Origin of the sequence: Streptomyces sp. NBC_00637, from assembly GCF_045161545.1 — a bacterium.
In the GTDB taxonomy this organism is placed as follows: Bacteria; Actinomycetota; Actinomycetes; order Streptomycetales; family Streptomycetaceae; genus Streptomyces.
This window is the reverse complement of sequence record NZ_CP109046.1, coordinates 7,093,998-7,110,776: the sequence shown is the minus strand read 5'-3', so window position 1 is coordinate 7,110,776 and position 16,779 is coordinate 7,093,998. Positions and strand designations below refer to the sequence as shown.

General features: G+C 71.1%; 16 protein-coding genes and 1 riboswitch. Of the genes, 3 read left to right on the top strand and 13 right to left on the bottom strand.

Annotated features, from left to right (window positions below):
- Nucleotides 1-438 precede the first annotated feature (438 nt).
- Nucleotides 439-1,614 (bottom strand): acyl-CoA dehydrogenase family protein, encoded by a 1,176-nt coding sequence (locus OG440_RS31305; protein WP_406010106.1) that lies wholly within the window; start codon nucleotides 1,612-1,614, stop codon nucleotides 439-441.
- A 287-nt stretch (nucleotides 1,615-1,901) separates the two neighbouring features.
- Between OG440_RS31305 and OG440_RS31300 the strand changes: the two genes are divergently transcribed.
- The gene (locus OG440_RS31300) at nucleotides 1,902-3,155 is read left to right on the top strand and encodes a glycoside hydrolase family 18 protein (protein ID WP_406010105.1); all 1,254 of its coding nucleotides are present in this window, start codon (nucleotides 1,902-1,904) and stop codon (nucleotides 3,153-3,155) included.
- A gap of 112 nt (nucleotides 3,156-3,267) precedes the next feature.
- Here the strand turns inward: OG440_RS31300 and OG440_RS31295 are convergent, their stop codons facing one another.
- The 3 genes from OG440_RS31295 to OG440_RS31285 form a co-directional block, all read right to left on the bottom strand.
- A complete protein-coding gene (locus OG440_RS31295) occupies nucleotides 3,268-3,927 on the bottom strand; it encodes a TetR/AcrR family transcriptional regulator (RefSeq protein ID WP_406010104.1) in 660 nt (219 codons plus the stop codon).
- Nucleotides 3,928-4,001: 74 nt separating this feature from the next.
- Nucleotides 4,002-4,142, bottom strand: a complete 141-nt coding sequence (locus OG440_RS31290) for an SCO1431 family membrane protein (RefSeq protein ID WP_406010103.1) — start codon at nucleotides 4,140-4,142, stop codon at nucleotides 4,002-4,004.
- A gap of 92 nt (nucleotides 4,143-4,234) precedes the next feature.
- The gene (locus OG440_RS31285; RefSeq protein WP_406010102.1) at nucleotides 4,235-5,605 is read right to left on the bottom strand and encodes a peptidase C39 family protein; all 1,371 of its coding nucleotides are present in this window, start codon (nucleotides 5,603-5,605) and stop codon (nucleotides 4,235-4,237) included.
- Between the two features lie 214 nt (nucleotides 5,606-5,819).
- On the opposite strand from OG440_RS31285, the gene OG440_RS31280 reads away from it, so the two are divergent.
- Complete coding sequence (locus OG440_RS31280) at nucleotides 5,820-6,440, top strand: uridine kinase (protein WP_406011503.1); 621 nt, start codon at nucleotides 5,820-5,822, stop codon at nucleotides 6,438-6,440.
- 439 nt (nucleotides 6,441-6,879) lie between these two features.
- Nucleotides 6,880-8,742 carry an AAA family ATPase gene (locus OG440_RS31275; protein WP_406010101.1) on the top strand — a complete coding sequence of 621 codons (1,863 nt, stop codon included), beginning with the start codon at nucleotides 6,880-6,882 and terminating at the stop codon, nucleotides 8,740-8,742.
- Nucleotides 8,743-8,789: 47 nt separating this feature from the next.
- Here the strand turns inward: OG440_RS31275 and OG440_RS31270 are convergent, their stop codons facing one another.
- The 9 genes from OG440_RS31270 to OG440_RS31230 all read right to left on the bottom strand — a co-directional run bounded on the left by OG440_RS31270 (nucleotide 8,790) and on the right by OG440_RS31230 (nucleotide 16,211).
- Entirely contained in the window at nucleotides 8,790-9,914 is a 1,125-nt protein-coding gene (locus tag OG440_RS31270; protein WP_406010100.1) for a hemolysin family protein, read from the bottom strand.
- Entirely contained in the window at nucleotides 9,911-11,236 is a 1,326-nt protein-coding gene (locus OG440_RS31265; RefSeq protein ID WP_406010099.1) for a hemolysin family protein, read from the bottom strand. The genes OG440_RS31270 and OG440_RS31265 overlap by 4 nt, the downstream gene beginning before the upstream one ends.
- Nucleotides 11,237-11,442: 206 nt before the next feature.
- Nucleotides 11,443-11,910, bottom strand: a complete 468-nt coding sequence (locus OG440_RS31260) for a PH domain-containing protein (protein WP_406010098.1) — start codon at nucleotides 11,908-11,910, stop codon at nucleotides 11,443-11,445.
- A 14-nt stretch (nucleotides 11,911-11,924) separates the two neighbouring features.
- Entirely contained in the window at nucleotides 11,925-12,773 is an 849-nt protein-coding gene (gene hisG, locus OG440_RS31255) for an ATP phosphoribosyltransferase (RefSeq protein ID WP_406010097.1), read from the bottom strand.
- Between the two features lie 66 nt (nucleotides 12,774-12,839).
- Nucleotides 12,840-13,112 (bottom strand): phosphoribosyl-ATP diphosphatase, encoded by a 273-nt coding sequence (locus tag OG440_RS31250; protein WP_054239553.1) that lies wholly within the window; start codon nucleotides 13,110-13,112, stop codon nucleotides 12,840-12,842.
- A gap of 33 nt (nucleotides 13,113-13,145) precedes the next feature.
- Entirely contained in the window at nucleotides 13,146-13,631 is a 486-nt protein-coding gene (gene ribH / locus OG440_RS31245; protein WP_406010096.1) for a 6,7-dimethyl-8-ribityllumazine synthase, read from the bottom strand.
- 50 nt (nucleotides 13,632-13,681) lie between these two features.
- Nucleotides 13,682-14,971: a bifunctional 3,4-dihydroxy-2-butanone-4-phosphate synthase/GTP cyclohydrolase II gene (locus OG440_RS31240; protein WP_406010095.1), complete on the bottom strand. Its 1,290-nt coding sequence runs from the start codon at nucleotides 14,969-14,971 to the stop codon at nucleotides 13,682-13,684.
- Nucleotides 14,968-15,609 (bottom strand): nicotinamide riboside transporter PnuC, encoded by a 642-nt coding sequence (pnuC, locus tag OG440_RS31235; RefSeq protein WP_406010094.1) that lies wholly within the window; start codon nucleotides 15,607-15,609, stop codon nucleotides 14,968-14,970. The genes OG440_RS31240 and pnuC overlap by 4 nt, the downstream gene beginning before the upstream one ends.
- Nucleotides 15,606-16,211: a riboflavin synthase gene (locus OG440_RS31230; RefSeq protein WP_406010093.1), complete on the bottom strand. Its 606-nt coding sequence runs from the start codon at nucleotides 16,209-16,211 to the stop codon at nucleotides 15,606-15,608. The genes pnuC and OG440_RS31230 overlap by 4 nt, the downstream gene beginning before the upstream one ends.
- Nucleotides 16,212-16,357: 146 nt before the next feature.
- A riboswitch (FMN riboswitch) is annotated at nucleotides 16,358-16,488 on the bottom strand.
- Nucleotides 16,489-16,779 lie beyond the last annotated feature (291 nt).

Sequence of the window (16,779 nt, the reverse complement as noted above, 5' to 3'; positions counted from 1 at the left end):
GCGGGGAGCGGGCGCGGCGCACCCGCCGGTGAGCGATGCGCGCGACGGCTCACGGCTGCCCGACACCGGTGCGCCGTAAAGTGTCTGACGGTTCGCCAGGTGTGGTGGGGCGACCAGGAGCGGGCCGGTCCGTCCCTGGGGGCAGTCCCCGAACTCACGCCCGACCGTGCCCGCCGGTGACCTGTGCCGGGGCTTCGCGTTGCCCTGGTATGACCCCCACCCAGTCAGTCGCACCCGGGCGTCACCGCCAGCTGTTCGCCCCCGCGCGCCCGGAATCCGTTCGGGCAGAATCGGTTCCGCTGGCTCCGCCGCCCCCGCAGGACCCGCCCATCTACCGCGACCTCCTGCGCACCTGGGCCGACCGGGGCCGCACCCTGCCGGGGCGCCACGACCCGGAGTGGGTACGGCTGGTGGCCCCGCAGGTACGGACGGGGCAGTTCAGCGGGTATCCGGACCCAGGAGGTGACGGGCGATGACCATCCGCTGGATCTGGTTCGTGCCCTCGACGATCTGCAGGACCTTGGCCTCCCGCAGATAGCGCTCGACGGGGAAGTCGGCGGTGTAGCCGTACCCGCCGAGGACCTGGACGGCGTCGGTGGTGACCCGCATGGCCGCGTCGGTGCAGTGGAGTTTGGCCATGGCCGCCTGCCGGCCGAACGGCCGCCCGGCGTCCCGGTCCCGCGCGGCCGCCAGATACAGCGCCCGGCCCGCCTCGATCCGGGTCGCCATGTCGGCGAGCAGGAAGCGCAGTCCCTGGAAGTCGGCGATCGGCCGCCCGAACTGCCGCCGCCGCCTCGCCCAGTCGACGGCCTCGTCGAGCGCCGCCTGGGCGAGGCCGACTGCGCACGCCGCGATGCCGAGCCGCCCGGAGTCCAGCGCGGCCAGGGCGATCGTGAAGCCCTGCCCCTCGTCGCCAATGCGCCGGGCGTCGGGGATCCGCACCCCGTCGAGGTGCACCTGGGCGGTGGGCGAGCCCTTCAGGCCCATCTTGCGCTCGGGGGCCGCGACGCTCAGCCCCTCGGCGTCCGCGGGCACCAGGAACGCGGTGATCCCCGCCGCGCCCGGGCCCCCGGTGCGGGCCAGGACGGTGTAGAAGTCGGCGAGCCCGGCGTGGGTGATCCAGGCCTTGGTGCCGGTGATCACCCAGTCCCCGCCGCCCTCGCGTACCGCCCTGGTCCGCAGCGAGGCCGCGTCCGAGCCGGAGGAGGGCTCGGAGAGGCAGTACGCGCCGAGCTGCCCGCCGCCGAGCATGGCGGGCAGGTGCGCGGCCCGCTGCGCGTCCGTGCCGTGGGCGGCGAGCGGGTACGAGGCCAGCGTGTGGACGCTGACGCCCAGCCCCACGGTGAGGCGGGCCATGGAGAGCTCTTCGAGGACCTGGAGGTACACCTCGTAGGGCTGGTCGCCGCCGCCGTGCGCGGAGTCGTACGGCAGACCGAGCAGCCCCGATGCGGACAACAGGGTGAACAGCGCGCGCGGGAAGCGCCCGGCGTCCTCCTCCTCGGCGGCGGCCGGTGCGATCTCACGCCGGGCGATGTCCCGCACCAACGTCATGAGTTGACGGGCCTCGGCCGTGGGCAGGAGACGGTCCACCAGGGCCGGCGCGCGGTCGGGCATGGCGGCTTCCTCCTCCCGGACCGACCAGCGGTTCCGCGCTGTGAGTATGCCCTCCGGGCACCGCCGCCGCACGGGCTGACCGCCGGGTCGGCAGCCGGGCGGGTGCCGGACCGGCCGCGGGCGGGACTACGGGCGGGACTACGGAACCACGGGAACGGACAGTCGGCCTATTGGTCCGAACCATTGACCGAAGTGGTCTAGTCCTCCTACCGTTTCGCTCCGACGCCTCCCCGCGTTCATGCCGATCGGCGTGCGTTCCCTCTCTGTCCCCTGCGAGGAGACACCCGATGCACACCCCCTCACTCACGGCTCCCCGCCCTCGCGCCCGCTTCCGGACGCTGCTGTCCGCCGCCGCTTGCGCCGCGCTCGGCGCCGCACTGCTCGCCGGGGCGGGCACCGCCACCGCCGGCGAGCCCCGCCCCGCCCCGCCCCACGCGAACGGCTCCAAGGTCGTGGGCTACTTCACCGACTGGGGCATCTACGACCGCCAGTACTACGTCAAGAACATCGAGACGTCCGGCTCGGCGGACCGGCTCACCCACGTGAACTACGCCTTCGGCAACGTCACCGACGGCAAGTGCGCCCTCGGCGACTCCTGGGCGGACACCGACAGGCCGTTCACCGCCGAGGAGTCCGTCGACGGCGTCGCCGACACGGCAGACCAGGCGCTCGGCGGCAACTTCAACCAGCTGCGCAAGCTGAAGAAGCTGCACCCGAAGCTCAAGGTGATCTGGTCGTTCGGCGGTTGGAGCTGGTCGGGTGGCTTCGGTGAGGCGGCCAAGGACCCGGCGGCCTTCGCGAAATCCTGCTACGACCTGGTCGAGAACCCGAAGTGGGCGGACGTCTTCGACGGCATCGACATCGACTGGGAGTACCCGAACGCCTGCGGCCTCACCTGCGACACCAGTGGCCGCGAGGCCTTCCGGGACGTCATGAAGGCACTGCGGGCGAAGTTCGGCAAGCGCGAGCTGCTCACGGCGGCGATCACGGCGGACGCCACCGGGGGCGGCCGCATCGAGGCGGCGGACTACGGGGGCGCGGCGCGGTACGTCGACTGGTACAACCCGATGACGTACGACTACTTCGGCACCTGGGCGGCCACCGGCCCCACGGCACCGCACTCGCCGCTGACCTCGTACCGCGGCATCCCGCAGCAGGGCTACGACACCGCCGCGACGATAGCCAAGCTCAAGAGCCTCGGCATCCCGTCGCACAAGCTGCTGCTCGGCATCGGCTTCTACGGGCGCGGCTGGACCGGCGTCACCCAGGCGAAGCCGGGCGGCACGGCCACCGGTCCCGCGGCGGGGACGTACGAGGACGGCAACGAGGACTACAAGGTCCTCAAGGTCAAGTGCCCGGCGACCGGCACGGTCGGCGGCACCGCCTACGCCAAGTGCGGGAACGACTGGTGGAGTTACGACACCCCCGCGACCATCGCGACGAAGATGAGGTACAAGTCCCGGCAGGACCTGGGCGGAACGTTCTTCTGGGAGCTGAGCGGGGACACGGCCGACGGTGAGCTGATCCACGCGATCAAGTAGCCCGTCCACGGGGCAGGGCACTGCTCAAGCAGCCCTGTCCATGGGGCACTCGGGGCGGAGGGCCACGAGCCTCCGCCCCCGGTGCGTCCGCGTCGCGCGTCCGCCGTGCGGGTCAGTCCTCGCGGCGGGCCGGCTTCGGTGCGGCGAACGCCGGGTCGAGTTCCTCGATGGCGCGCAGTGAGCCCCCCAGGGTCCTCACCAGCAGATCGCCCATGACCTCGCGGGAGAGTTCGGGGCGCGCGATCCACTCCAGGGTGGCGCCCTCGACGCTGCACAGCCAGGCGAGCAGGCCCATGCGGGGCAGTGCCGGGATGTCGCTGCTGCCGTACGCGCCCTCGGCGATGGTCGCCACGATCGCCGCGCGCACCCCGTCCCGGATGGCGTGCACCTCGGTGTCGAAGCCGACGCCGCCGCTGACGATCGTGCGGTAGGCGGCCTGGTTGTGCTCGGCGTAGCGCAGGTAGCCGTCGATGGTGCGGTGCACCCGGTCCACCTGGGGCAGTTCGAGTCCGCTCGCCGCGAAGGTGACCAGATCGGCGACGGAGTCCTGGATGATCGCCAGGTAGTAGCCGCGCTTGGACTGGAAGTAGTAGTAGATCAGCCCCTTGGCGACATGCGCCTGCCGGGCGATGTCGTCCATCGAGAGCGCGTCGTAGGACGTGTCGGCGAACAACTTCCGCCCGATGGAGATGAGTTCGGCGCGGCGCGCCAGTGAGCGCTCGGTGCCGCGTGCCCGGGGACGGGCGACTTCGCGCTGTTCACTGATATTCAATTTCGACCCTGGTCTCGGGCGGTCGGCGGGACACCCGCAGTATGTCAGGTCATGCGTGGGTCAGTTGACGCCCGTCACAGCAGTCCGAGCTGGGTGACCAGCATCGCGACGACCGCGACGAGGACCCACCCCACGAGGTGCTCCAGGATCTTCGGGCCGTCGGTCTCGGGGCCGCCGGTGCGGGCACGGGTGGCGGTGGCTGTCTGTGCGGTCATGGTGTCTCGCTGAGGTCGGACGTACAGGGTGGTTCCCCCCACCGATCCGTCCACCTTGCCACCCGTCGGGGCTTTTGCGGTGGAGACCTTGCTCACACGGGGACCCCCACCGCCGTGAGGGCCTTGCACTGGCGGGCCGTCGGGCGCGCCGGGAAGTAGAGGTAGCAGATGCCCCCGGTTCCGGAGGCGACCTTGCCGCTCGCGTTGTACCGCTTGGTCCTGAGCCAGATGTTTTCGAACTCCCGTCGCCGGTACACGCGCCGCACCGCCGTGTCGTCCGCCGAGAACGGGTCGTTGGCGATCACGTCGCCCTCCGCCGTGAAGCCGATCACGGTCATCAGGTGCCCGGACGTGCCGTATCCCGCTCCGGTCAGCTCCTCCTTGAGGAAGGACTGGGACGTTATGGCTGGGATTCCCGCGGCGATCAGCGTCTCCAGGTCGGTGAGCGAGCCCAGCCGGGTGACGACACCCTGGAGATCCTTGAAGGTGGCCGCGTAGGCGGCGTTGAACGGCCAGTTGCCGCAGCCGGCGTACTGGAAGTCATAGGTGTACCTGGCCGCGTGACAGACCTGCGGGTCGGCGTAGGACGGGTCCACCCACGCCAGTTGCCCGGCGGTGAGCCGGCCGCCCCAGTACTCGACGATCATCTGCGAGGAGGTGGGGCTGCACCAGGCCTCGCCGCCGCTGTCGTACTCGGGGTACTGGCCCAGGTGGATCTCCTGCGAGTAGCGGGGGACGGCCAGCTCCTGCGCGAGACCGGGCACGGAAGCCGGGACGGTGAACCGGTCCGGCACGTCGGAGCCCATGACGCCCAGCCGCCACACGGTCGGGGTGAGCCTGGTGCCGGGGCGTCGGTACAGGGTGAGCCGGAGGCGGCAGGAGGCGAGACGCAGGCCGGTCGAGGCATCGTCGATCGCGAAGGTGTCGGTCCAGACGGTGCTCCGGCCGTCCGTCTGGCCGTCGACCGAGGTGCGCTTGATGTCCTGGTCGCCGGAGGCCCAGCGGCCCATCACGTACCAGGGGGTGTCGGTGCCGTCGGAGTATGTGCCCTCGAGTTCGACCTGGAGCCAGGTCCCGGCCGGGGTGCTCGCGTTCCAGGAGGCGATCACCTCGGTCGAGGGAACGGCGAGGGTCTGGACGGGGGACGTCCAGGTCGCGTACTCCCAGGTGGCCGTGGTTCTGGTGTGCGGGTCGGTGTAGTCGACGGTGCCGAGCGGGGTGCCGAAAGAGACGCCGGGGCGCAGGCCCGCCACGGCACGGGTGCCCTTCGCGGTGCCGGCGCGCCAGTCGGCGTACGTGGTCCAGGAGCGGTGGTCGACGGTCCGGGCCGGGGCGGATCCGGCGGGCGCGGTGTCCGCCGCGTCGGCGGCCGTGGCCGTGGCCGTCGGGGCCGAGCCCACCGCCACCGCGGCGACCGCGGCGGCGAGGACCGTTCTGCGGGACGGCTGTTCGGCTCTGCTCATGAGCGGAAGACCCCCAGGGTGTCTGCGCGGCTGTGCGCCCACTATGAACGGAGCGGGCCCCGCCTTCCAGCACTTCCGCCCGTGCCACGCCACCAATATTGGTCTGAGCCACTGGCGGGAAGAGCGGCCGTAGACTTTCGCGCCGTACGACGTCTCCCCCCTCGCCCCCGCTCACGTCTCCCCGCCCCCCGCCCTTCGCACCCCGGGACCCGCCATCCACCAGCTCGCCTCCCGTCTGCGCCGTCTTCCGCCGTCCTGTGGGCCGGTCCGGCTGATCGGTGTCGACGGGCACGCCGGCTCGGGGAAGTCCACCCTGGCCGGGCGGCTGGCCGAGGCGCTGGGGGGCGCGCCGGTGCTGCGGCTCGACGACATCGCCAGCCACGACGAACTGTTCGCCTGGACCGGGCGGCTGTTGAGCCAGGTCGTCGAGCCGTTCGGCCGCGGCGAGAGCGCGCACTACGCCCCCTACGACTGGCGTGCCCGTCGCTTCGGTCCGCCGCGGCCGCTGCCCGCGGCCCCCGTCGTCCTGGTCGAGGGGGTCGGTGCCGGCCGCCGGGCCCTGCGGCCGTTCCTGGCGTGTCTGCTGTGGATGGAGATGCCGCCCGAGGAGGCCTGGGCACGCGGACGGTCCCGGGACGGGGAGGAGCAGCGGGAGTTCTGGGACGGGTGGGTCACGGCCGAGAGTCGGCATTTCGCCGAAGACCCTTCGCGCCCCCATGCCACCCTGCTGGTACGGCAGTTGAAGGAGGGGTACGAGGTGCTGCCGGGGCCGCTGGGGGGCCTTGAACCCAGCCGGGAGGTCACCGAACGTGACGGACCACCCGCGATGTGGTGAACGTGTGAAGGGCCCTGCGCTCGAACTTCGCCAACTGCCTCGGCGGTGCTTGACCGACGGCCCGGACAGGACTTACGTTCTGAAGGTGCGGCCATCACAGCCGCCCTCGGACGCGAAGCCCCCGGTTGTTCCCCCGTGATCGGGGGCTTCGTTCCGTCCGCATCCCGTCCGACGCCCCGTTTCCGGGCGCTCCACGGCACGATTCGCTCACCCAGGGTCACCGCGAGAGATGCGCCCCGTGCGCTCCCACCTCGCCGAACGTCCTGTGCGGCACCCTACGGCGAGCGACTCCCACGCAGGTACGATGCCCTCGGTGCGACCTGGGCGACTGCCTCGCGCACCTTGCAACTCCGGTCCGCGGCACAGCGGTTCGACCAAGGCAGCCGAAGGGCGACGGCCCGGCGGCACACCGACGGGGGCACGGTTTGTGGGGGACGTGATGGACTTCGGCACGCAGGGCCCCGACGCTCCGGCCGACCTGGCCTGGCTGCGAGGCGTGGACGCCTACACGATGGGCGCCTATCCGCAGGCGGAGGAGGAGTTCCGCACCGCGGTGCGGATCGATCCCGGGATGGCCGACGGCTGGCTCGGACTGCACGCGCTGCGCGTCGACACCACGACCGCGCTGCTCAGGATGTTCCGGCACCGCGAACGCTTCGGCGAGCAGCGGACCCGGCACCGCCGCACCCTCAACTCCTGGTACTGGCTGGGCTGGTGGGTGCAACCCGTACTGGAGAGTCCGCGCGACCTGCTGCTGGCGCACGCCTCGCACTGGCTGGACGGCCGCCATGTGCCCGAGCTGGACCGGGCGCTCGCCGGCCTGCCGCCCGTCGACACCGATCACCAGGTCCGCTTCCTGCACGCGTGCCGCGCCTATCTGGTCAAGGACTGGGACCAGCTGGTCCGGCACACCGACCCGCTGCTCGACGATCCCCTGCTGGGCATCGAGGCCGGTCTGTTCGGCGGGATGGCCCGGGTGCGCCTGGAGATGTACGGACAGGCCGAACCACTGCTGTCGTCGGCCCTGATGCGCTGCCGCAGCGAGCAGCCGCAGCGCAAGGAGCTGCGGTACTGGCTGGCCCGGGCCCATGAGGGAACCGGCCGTTCGGCGGCGGCTCTCCCCCTGTACCGGGCGGTGCACCGCGTCGACGCCGCGTTCATGGACACCTCGGCCCGGCTCGCCGCGATCGCGGAGGGCGACGGATACGACGATCCCGCCGACTTCGCGGCGATCACCCTCGCCGGGGTGGGGCAGGACATGGTGGACGGCCCGGACGGTTTCGACCCCCTGTTCGGCACCGAGGGCCGGGATCTGCGGTTCACCGAGCCGTCCGACCTGCCGCCCGTCGTCCCGCTGCCGTCGGTGACCGACCCGGCGGTACGGGAGAAGACCGTCGTCTCCTCGTCGCTGCCTGCCGGGCCGACCGATCCCGGTCTACTCGAGGAGGCGCTCGCCGAGCTGGAACGCATGGTCGGCCTGGAGCCGGTGAAGCGCCAGGTCAAGGCCCTGTCCGCGCAGCTCAACATGGCGCGGCTGCGGACCGGCCAGGGTCTTCCGGTGCAGCCGCCGAAGCGCCACTTCGTCTTCTCCGGTCCTTCCGGCACCGGCAAGACCACGGTGGCCCGCATTCTCGGCCGTGTCTTCTACGCCCTCGGCCTGCTGGGCGGCGACCATCTCGTGGAGGCCCAGCGGGCCGACCTCGTCGGCGAGTATCTCGGCCAGACGGCCGTGAAGGCCAACGAACTGATCGACTCCGCTCTCGGCGGTGTGCTCTTCGTGGACGAGGCGTACTCGCTGTCGAACTCCGGCTACGGCAAGGGCGACGCGTACGGCGACGAGGCGCTCCAGGTGCTGCTGAAGCGGGCCGAGGACAACCGGGACCACCTGGTGGTGATCCTGGCCGGCTATCCGGAGGGCATGGACCGGCTGCTGACCGCGAACCCCGGGCTGTCCTCCCGCTTCACCAGCCGCGTCGACTTCCCCTCCTACCGGCCCCTGGAGCTCACCTCCATCGGCGAGGTGCTGGCCGCGGAGAACGGCGACGCGTGGGACGAGGAGGCCCTGGACGAGCTGCGCTCCATCGCCGGGCACGTCGTGGACCAGGGGTGGATCGACGAGCTGGGCAACGGGCGGTTCCTGCGGACCCTGTACGAGAAGAGCTGCGCCTACCGCGATCTTCGGCTGTCGACCTATCCGGGCGGGCTGACCCGGGACGACCTGTCGACGTTGCGGCTGCCGGACCTGATGCAGGCGTACGGCGAGGTGCTGTCGGGCAGAGGGCCGCAGGATCCGGCGGTATGACGGATGAGCCGCGGGATCCGCCCTTGCGACGGATACCGCGGCTCCTCTCAGCTCGCCAGCGCCTGCTCCGGTGACGGGGGCCCGCCCTGCTCCAGCGGAGCCGCGGCCTTGGGGGAACTCCCCCTCGGCTCGGTCAGCCGGATCCCGGAGACCTCCCGGTGCGCGGGGTCGGTGACCTCGCCGACCAGCAGCTCCAGGACGTCCTCCAGGGCGACCAGGCCGAGCACCCGGCCGGACGCGTCGGCCACCTGCGCCAGATGGGTCGCCGCCCGGCGCATCACCGTCAGCGCGTCGTCGAGCGGCAGTTCGGAGCGGAGCGTCGTCATCGGCCGCCAGACCTGCTGCGGCACCGCCCGCTCGGACTCCTCGAGGTCGAGGACGTCCTTCACGTGCAGATAGCCCATGAAGGCGCCGTTCTCCGCGGCCACCGGGAAGCGGGAGTAGCCGGTACGGCCGGTCAGCTCGACGATCTCCCCGGAGGTGACCGAGGGGCTGACCGTGACCAGGGATTCGCGCTTCAGCAGCACGTCCGTCACCGGGCGGGAGCCCAGCTCCAGCGCGTCCTCCAGCCGTTCCTGCTCCTCGGGGTCGAGGAGACCGGCCTGGCCGGAGTCCTCCAGCAGGCGGTTCAGCTGCTCGCTGGTGACGACGGCCTCGACCTCGTCCTTGGGTTCGACGTGGAAGAGCCGCAGGATGCCCCGGGCGCAGGCGCCGAGGGCCACCGTGATCGGCCGGCAGACCCGGGCGAAGGCCACCAGGCCGGGGCTGAGCCACAGCGCCGCCTTCTCGGGGGCCGCCATGGCGAGGTTCTTCGGGACCATCTCGCCGATGACGAGGTGGAAGAAGACCACGGCCGCGAGGGCCACCACATAGCCCAGCGGGTGGATCATGCCGTGCGGCAGGTGGACCGCTTCGAGGACCGGCTCCAGCAGGTGGGCGACCGTCGGTTCGGCGACCGCGCCCAGAGTGAGGGAGCAGACGGTGATGCCGAACTGGGCCGCCGCCATCATCTGGGGCAGGCGTTCCAGACCGTAGAGCACCTGACGGGCCCGGGCGGTGCCCAGCGGCTCGATCTGGCTGCGGCGGACGGAGACGAGCGCGAACTCGGCGCCGACGAAGAATCCGTTGGCGAGCACGAGCAGCGCGGCGAAGAGAAGCTGCAGGGCACTCATCGGCCGACCTCCACGGCCTGGCCGGTCCGCACCAGGCGGACGCGCTCGGCGCGGTTGTGGCCGACGCGGCGCACGGAGACCCGCCAGCCGGGCAGTTCGGCCCGGTCCCCGACGGCCGGGATCCGGCCGAGCAGGTCGGCGACCAGGCCGGCGACGGTCTCGTACGGCCCCTCGGGGACCTCCAGGCCTATGCGCTGGAGGGTGTCGACACGGCAGCTGCCGTCCACGTCCCAGGCCGGCCTGCCGTCCTCGGGCAGGGCCGCGGCGAGTTCGGGCGCGTCCTGGCCGTCGTGCTCGTCACGGACCTCGCCGACGATCTCCTCGACGATGTCCTCCAGCGTGACCACGCCGGCCGTGCCGCCGTACTCGTCGACGACGACGGCTATGGGCTGCTCGCTGCGCAGCCGGGCCAGCAGGGGCTGGACCGGCAGGGTCTCCGGGACCAGCAGCGCGGGCCGGGCGATACGGCCGAGCGGGGTACGCAGCCGGTCGTGGACGGGGACCGCCAGGGCGTCCTTGAGGTGGACCATGCCGACGATCTCGTCGATCTTCTCGCGGTAGACCGGGAACCGGGACAGGCCGGTGGCGCGGGTCAGGTTGACCACGTCCTCGGCGGTGGCCGACGACTGAAGGGCACTCACCTTCACCCGCGGGGTCATGACGTGCTGAGCGGTCAGCTCGGCCAGGGACAGGGTCCGGACGAAGAGGTCGGCCGTGTCCTGTTCGAGCGCCCCGGCCCGGGCCGAGTGACGGGCCAGCGACACGAGTTCGCCGGGGGTGCGCGCGGAGGCCAGCTCCGCGGTGGGCTCGATGCCCAGGGCGCGCACCAGCCGGTTGGCGACGGTGTTGAGCGCCGCGATCACCGGCCGGAAGAGGCGGGAGAAGCCGGCCTGCGGGCCCGCGACGAATCGCGCGACCTGGAGGGGCTTCGACACCGCCCAGTTCTTGGGCACGAGCTCGCCGATCACCATCTGCACGGCGGAGGCCAGCAGCATGCCGACGACCACGGCGACACCGGAGACGGCGCCCTCGGGGATGCCGATCACGGTGAACGGGCCGTGCAGCAGCTCGGCCAGCGCCGGTTCGGCGAGCATGCCGACGACGAGGGAGGTGATGGTGATGCCGAGCTGGGTGCCGGAGAGCTGGAAGGACAGTTCCTTCAACGACTCGACGACCGTGCGGGCTCGTCTGTCGCCCTCGGCGGCGGCCTTCTCGGCGTCCGGCCGCTCGACCGTGATGAGGCCGAACTCGGCGGCGACGAAGAAGCCGTTGGCGAGGATGAGCAGGAACGCGGCTGCCAGGAGCAGCAAGGGGGTGGTCATGATGCCGCCGCCTCCGAACGAGGTCGGGCAGGGGCGGCGCAGGTACTACAGGACGAACCGTCCATCGCCGGAGGGAGTCACTCCTCGGGTAGCAGGAACCCCTGTGCACCCGGCTGGGAGCCACAGGGGTGGAGGCGTAAGGGGAACGCCTCCGTCACCAGATTAATCAAGACAGGGGCATCAGCGGCAGGGTGGACGGCCCCGAGTCAGCCCTGATCTTGTTCCGTGGGCGCCTCGGGGTCCCGGACGGACCGGGCTTCCGCGAGGGCCCGCAGGGCCCGGGTGTCGGCGATGGCCTGCTGCTTGTCGATGCCCGGCTGGATACCGAGGGCGGGCAGACTGGTGCCGTCGCCGAGGTCGAGGAACACCCAGGGATCGCCCGGACGGAGGTTCACCTGGACGATCTCGGCCCAGGCCAGGCGCCGTTTGCTGGCGATGTTCACGACGGTGACGCCGGATTCGTCGGCGACGACCCGCACCCGGGCGAGCTGGGCCAGCACCCAGAAGACGAGGGCGCCGGTGAGGATGAAACTGAGTCGTTCCCCCGGGCCGAGCTGCTCCAGCAGCATCGCCACGGTGGAGATGACGAGGAGGATCACCACTCCGGCCGTGAGCAGCACCACACGGGTGCGCCCTGGCCGGAAGGTGACGGGGAGGGTCGGCAGGTTGGACATGTTCCCGGCTGAGGTCAGAGGCGGCAGGCGTGGATGGCCGTGGTCAGGATGGCGCGGGCGCCGATGTCGTAGAGGTCGTCCATGATCCGCTGGGCCTCCTTGGCCGGGACCATGGCGCGGACGGCGACCCAGCCCTCGTTGTGCAGCGGGGACACGGTCGGCGACTCCAGACCCGGGGTCAGCGCGACGGCCTTCTCCAGCTGCTCGACCCGGCAGTCGTAGTCCATCATCACGTACGTCCGGGCGACCAGGACGCCCTGGAGGCGGCGCAGGAACTGCTGCACCTTCGGCTCCTCGGCGTCCGCGCCGGTGCGGCGGATCACGATGGCCTCGGACTTCATGATGGGCTCGCCGAAGACCTCGAGGCCCGCGTTGCGCAGTGAGGTTCCGGTCTCGACGACGTCGGCGATGACCTCGGCGACGCCCAGTTCGATCGCGGTCTCGACGGCGCCGTCGAGGTGGACGACGGCGGCGTCGACGCCCCGCTCGGCCAGGTGCTTGGCGACGATGCCCTCGTAGGAGGTCGCGACCGTCCGGCCCTGGAGGTCGTCGATGCCGTCGGCCGTGCCCGGCTTGGCGGCGAAGCGGAAGGTGGAGCGGGCGAAGCCGAGCGGGAGGATCTCCTCGGCGCCGGCCCCGGAGTCGATCAGCAGGTCGCGCCCGGTGATGCCGATGTCGAGGCGGCCGGAGGAGACGTAGATCGCGATGTCCCGGGGGCGGAGGTAGAAGAACTCGACGTCGTTGACCGGGTCGACGATCCGCAGTTCCTTGGACTCGCGACGCTGCTGGTAGCCGGCCTCATGCAGCATCTCCCCCGCGGGACCTGACAGGGAACCCTTGTTGGGGACGGCGATGCGCAGCATGAGGTCGGCTTCCTTCGCGTGGAACGTGACGATGGGGCGGATATGTGCGGTGGTGTCTGAAATGTTTTACAGGTGGGCGTACACGTCGTCCAGCGAGATTCCGCGGGCGACCATCATCACCTGGACGTGGTAGAGCAGCTGCGAGATCTCCTCGGCGGCTGCCTCCTTGCCTTCGTACTCGGCCGCCATCCAGACCTCGGCGGCTTCTTCGACGACCTTCTTGCCGATGGCATGGACGCCCTTCCCGACCAGTTCTGCGGTGCGGGAAGTGGCGGGGTCGCCGCTGGCGGCCTTCTGCTGGAGCTCGGTGAAGAGCTCCTCGAACGTCTTCTTGGACATGGTGATCCCACCCTAGCCGTTGTGCCGGCCTGCCTACCGCCAGGGTTCGGATACTGAGCGGAGGGTGGCCGCGGTCGCCACCGCGGCCGTCACCGCCTCGTGTCCCTTGTCCTCGTTGGAGCCCTCCAGGCCGGCCCGGTCCAGGGCCTGCTCCTCGGTGTCGCAGGTGAGGACGCCCATGCCGACGGGCACCCCGGTCTCCACGGAGACCTGGGTGAGGCCCTGGACGACGCCCTGGCACACGTACTCGAAGTGCGGGGTGCCGCCGCGGATGACGACGCCGAGGGCGACGATCGCGTCGTAACCCCGCCCGGCCAGCACCTTGGCGACGACCGGGAGCTCCCAGCTGCCGGGCACCCTCAGCAGGGTCGGCTCGTCGATGCCGAGGTCGTGCAGGGCGCGCAGCGCGCCGTCGACCAGTCCGTCCATCACCTTCTCGTGCCACTGTGCCGCGATGACGGCGACCCGCAGGTCACCCCCATTGCGTACGGACAGTTCCGGTGCGCCCTTGCCGCTCACGTCTCTCCTCTTGCCTCTCGTACCTTGCCGGCCTGCGGTGCAGGCTTACGTCACTGGTTGCCGCAGGGGGACACGGGGGCCGTGTCCAGCCAGGGCAGATCGTGTCCCATCCGGTCCCGCTTGGTGCGCAGGTAGCGGATGTTGTGCTCGCCCGCCTGCACGGGCATCGGCTCGCGCCGGGTGACCTCGATGCCGTGCCGCACGAGGGCGTCGGTCTTCTCGGGGTTGTTGGTCATCAGCCGCACGCTGCGCACGCCGAGGTCCTCGAGGATCTGCGCGCCGGCCGCGTAGTCACGGGCGTCGGCGGGCAGGCCCAGCTCCAGGTTGGCGTCGAGGGTGTCGTGTCCCTGCTCCTGGAGCTCGTAGGCCCGCAGCTTGGACAGCAGGCCGATGCCCCGGCCCTCGTGCCCGCGCAGATAGACCACCACGCCCCGGTCCTCGTTCTGGACGCGCTCCAGGGAGGCGTCGAGCTGGGGGCCGCAGTCGCAGCGCTGGGAGGCGAAGATGTCGCCGGTGAGGCACTCGGAGTGGACCCGCACGAGGACGTCCTCGCCGTCGCCGATCTCGCCGTGGACGAGGGCGACGTGCTCGACCCCGTCGACGGTGGAGCGGTAGCCGTACGCGGTGAAGGTGCCGTGGACGGTGGGCAGCGGGGTCTGCGCCTCGCGGCGGACGGTGGGCTCGGCGCTGCGGCGGTAGGCGATCAGGTCCTCGATGGAGATGATCGTCAGGCCGTGCTTGCGGGCGAACGGGATCAGCTCGGGCAGGCGGAGCATCCGGCCGTCCTCGCCGGCGATCTCGACGATCGCGCCGGCCGGGCGCAGTCCCGCGAGCCGGGCGAGGTCGACGGCGGCCTCCGTGTGGCCGTCGCGGGTCAGCACGCCGCCGGGCTTGGCGCGGAGCGGGAAGACGTGTCCCGGGCGGACGAAGTCCGTGGCCTCGGTGGTGCCGCTCGCCAGCAGCCGCAGCGTGGTGGCGCGGTCGGCGGCGGAGATGCCGGTGCTCACGCCGTGGGCGGCGGAGGCGTCGACGGAGACCGTGAACGCGGTCTTCATCGACTCGGTGTTGTCCTGGACCATCTGCGGGAGCTTCAGGCGCTCCAGTTCGTCGCTCTCCATGGGGGCGCAGATCAGGCCGCGGCACTCGCTCATCATGAAGGCGACGATCTCGGGGGTGGCCTTCTCGGCGGCGATGACGAGGTCGCCCTCGTTCTCGCGATCCTCGTCGTCGACGACCACCACGGGGCGGCCGGCGGCGATGTCGGCGATGGCCCGCTCGACGGGGTCCAGCGCGAAGTCCTCGATGCCGTCCGTGCTGTAGAGGATCGGTGCGGTACTCATGCCGGCGCTCCTTCCAGAGCGGGTTGCGAGGACTTGCGGGAGCGCAGCCACCAGTCGCGCATGCCCCACAGGACGAGCGCGCCGTAGATGACGTAGACGAAACCGGAGAAGGCGTAGCCGTTGGCGAAGTTCAGGGGGACGCCGACGAGGTCGACGAGGAGCCAGGCGATCCAGAACTCGACCATGCCGCGCGCCTGGGCGTACATGGCGACGATGGTGCCGACGAAGATGTAGGCGTCCGGCCACGGGTCCCAGGACAGGGACGGATGGGCCTTGAAGAGCAGGGCCACGGCGACCGTGCCGACGGCGGCGGCGCCGACCATGGCCGCGCGCTCGATCCAGGTCGCGAAGCGGGGGGTGATCTGGCCGTCCTTCGACCGCCCCCTGCTGCGGTTCCACTGCCACCAGCCGTACAGGGCGACGACCATGACGACGACCTGCTTGCCGGCGCTGCCGGTCAGATGACCGTAGAAGGCTCCGAAGAGGACGAGCCCGGAGAGGAACTGCACCGGCCAGGTCCACAGGGAGCGGCGCCAGCCGAGCGCGAGGGTGATCAGGCCGAGGATGTTGCCGATCATGTCGGACCAGAGGATGTGCTGGTCGAGGAGGGTGAAGGCCTCGGAGTTCAGCGAGTTCACCGAGTCGCTCCCCGGGTGGTGGCCAGCAGGCGTTCGACGTACTTGGCCACGATGTCCACCTCGAGGTTGACCGGGTCGCCGGGCTGCTTGAGGCCGAGTGTGGTCAGGTCGAGAGTGGTGGGGATGAGGCTGACGGTGAAGAAGTCGGGGCCGGCCTCGACGACGGTGAGGCTGATTCCGTCGACGGTGATGGAGCCCTTCTCCACGACGTACCGGGCCAGGTCGGCCGGGAGGGAGATCTTGACGATCTCCCAGTGCTCGGAGGGCCTGCGCTCCAACACCGCGCCGGTGCCGTCGACATGACCCTGCACGATGTGCCCGCCTAGGCGGTCGCCGACGGCGGTGGGGCGTTCGAGGTTGACGCGGGAGCCGACGCCGAGTGCGCCGAGGCTGGAGCGGTTCAGGGTCTCCGCCATGACGTCGGCGGTGAACTCGTCGCCCTCGTGCTCCACGACGGTGAGACAGACCCCGTTCACGGCGATGGAGTCGCCGTGCTTCGCGCCGCCGGTGACGACGGGGCCGCGCAGCCGGAAGCGGGAGGCGTCGCCGAGATTCTCGACGGCGGTGACCTCACCCAGCTCTTCGACGATTCCGGTGAACACTTCCCGGGTCCTCCTGCCTCTTCGGGCACGGACTCCGGGGCCTGTCGATGACGACAGCAGGTACGGGCAACGGCACCGGGGGCGACGCCGGACAGACCCGTCCACGGACGAGTACCTATACGACGGCGCGCACGAATGCCCGCCCGCCGCGCACTGCCTCCCATCCGGACTTTAACCGTCGGTCCAGGAATTCCACCTGGTCAACCGGTCGCTGGAAGCGACCGGGTCGCGGACTATAACCGCCGGTTCGGACTTTCACCGACCCCGGAGTGCGCTGCTTTGGTTTACAGGGTCAGTGTGCCACGCCGGGTAGGCGTCCATACAGGTGAAAGATGTGGGGTGGCTCACAGGTCGTCAATTCGGGTTGCCGTCGGTCCGGTTCACGGCCCGACTCCGCCCGATCCGGCATTGGTCCATACCTATTGACGTACTGGTCTAGTCCTTTCTAGTGTCGACGGAGTGCGGCCCGGTGGCGGTGACGACGGCCCTTGCCCGCCGCCGGGTCCCTTCACCCCGGCCCGCCGCCGCGTGTCCCGGCAGGGTGGGAACCCCGCCCTGACCTGGGGGA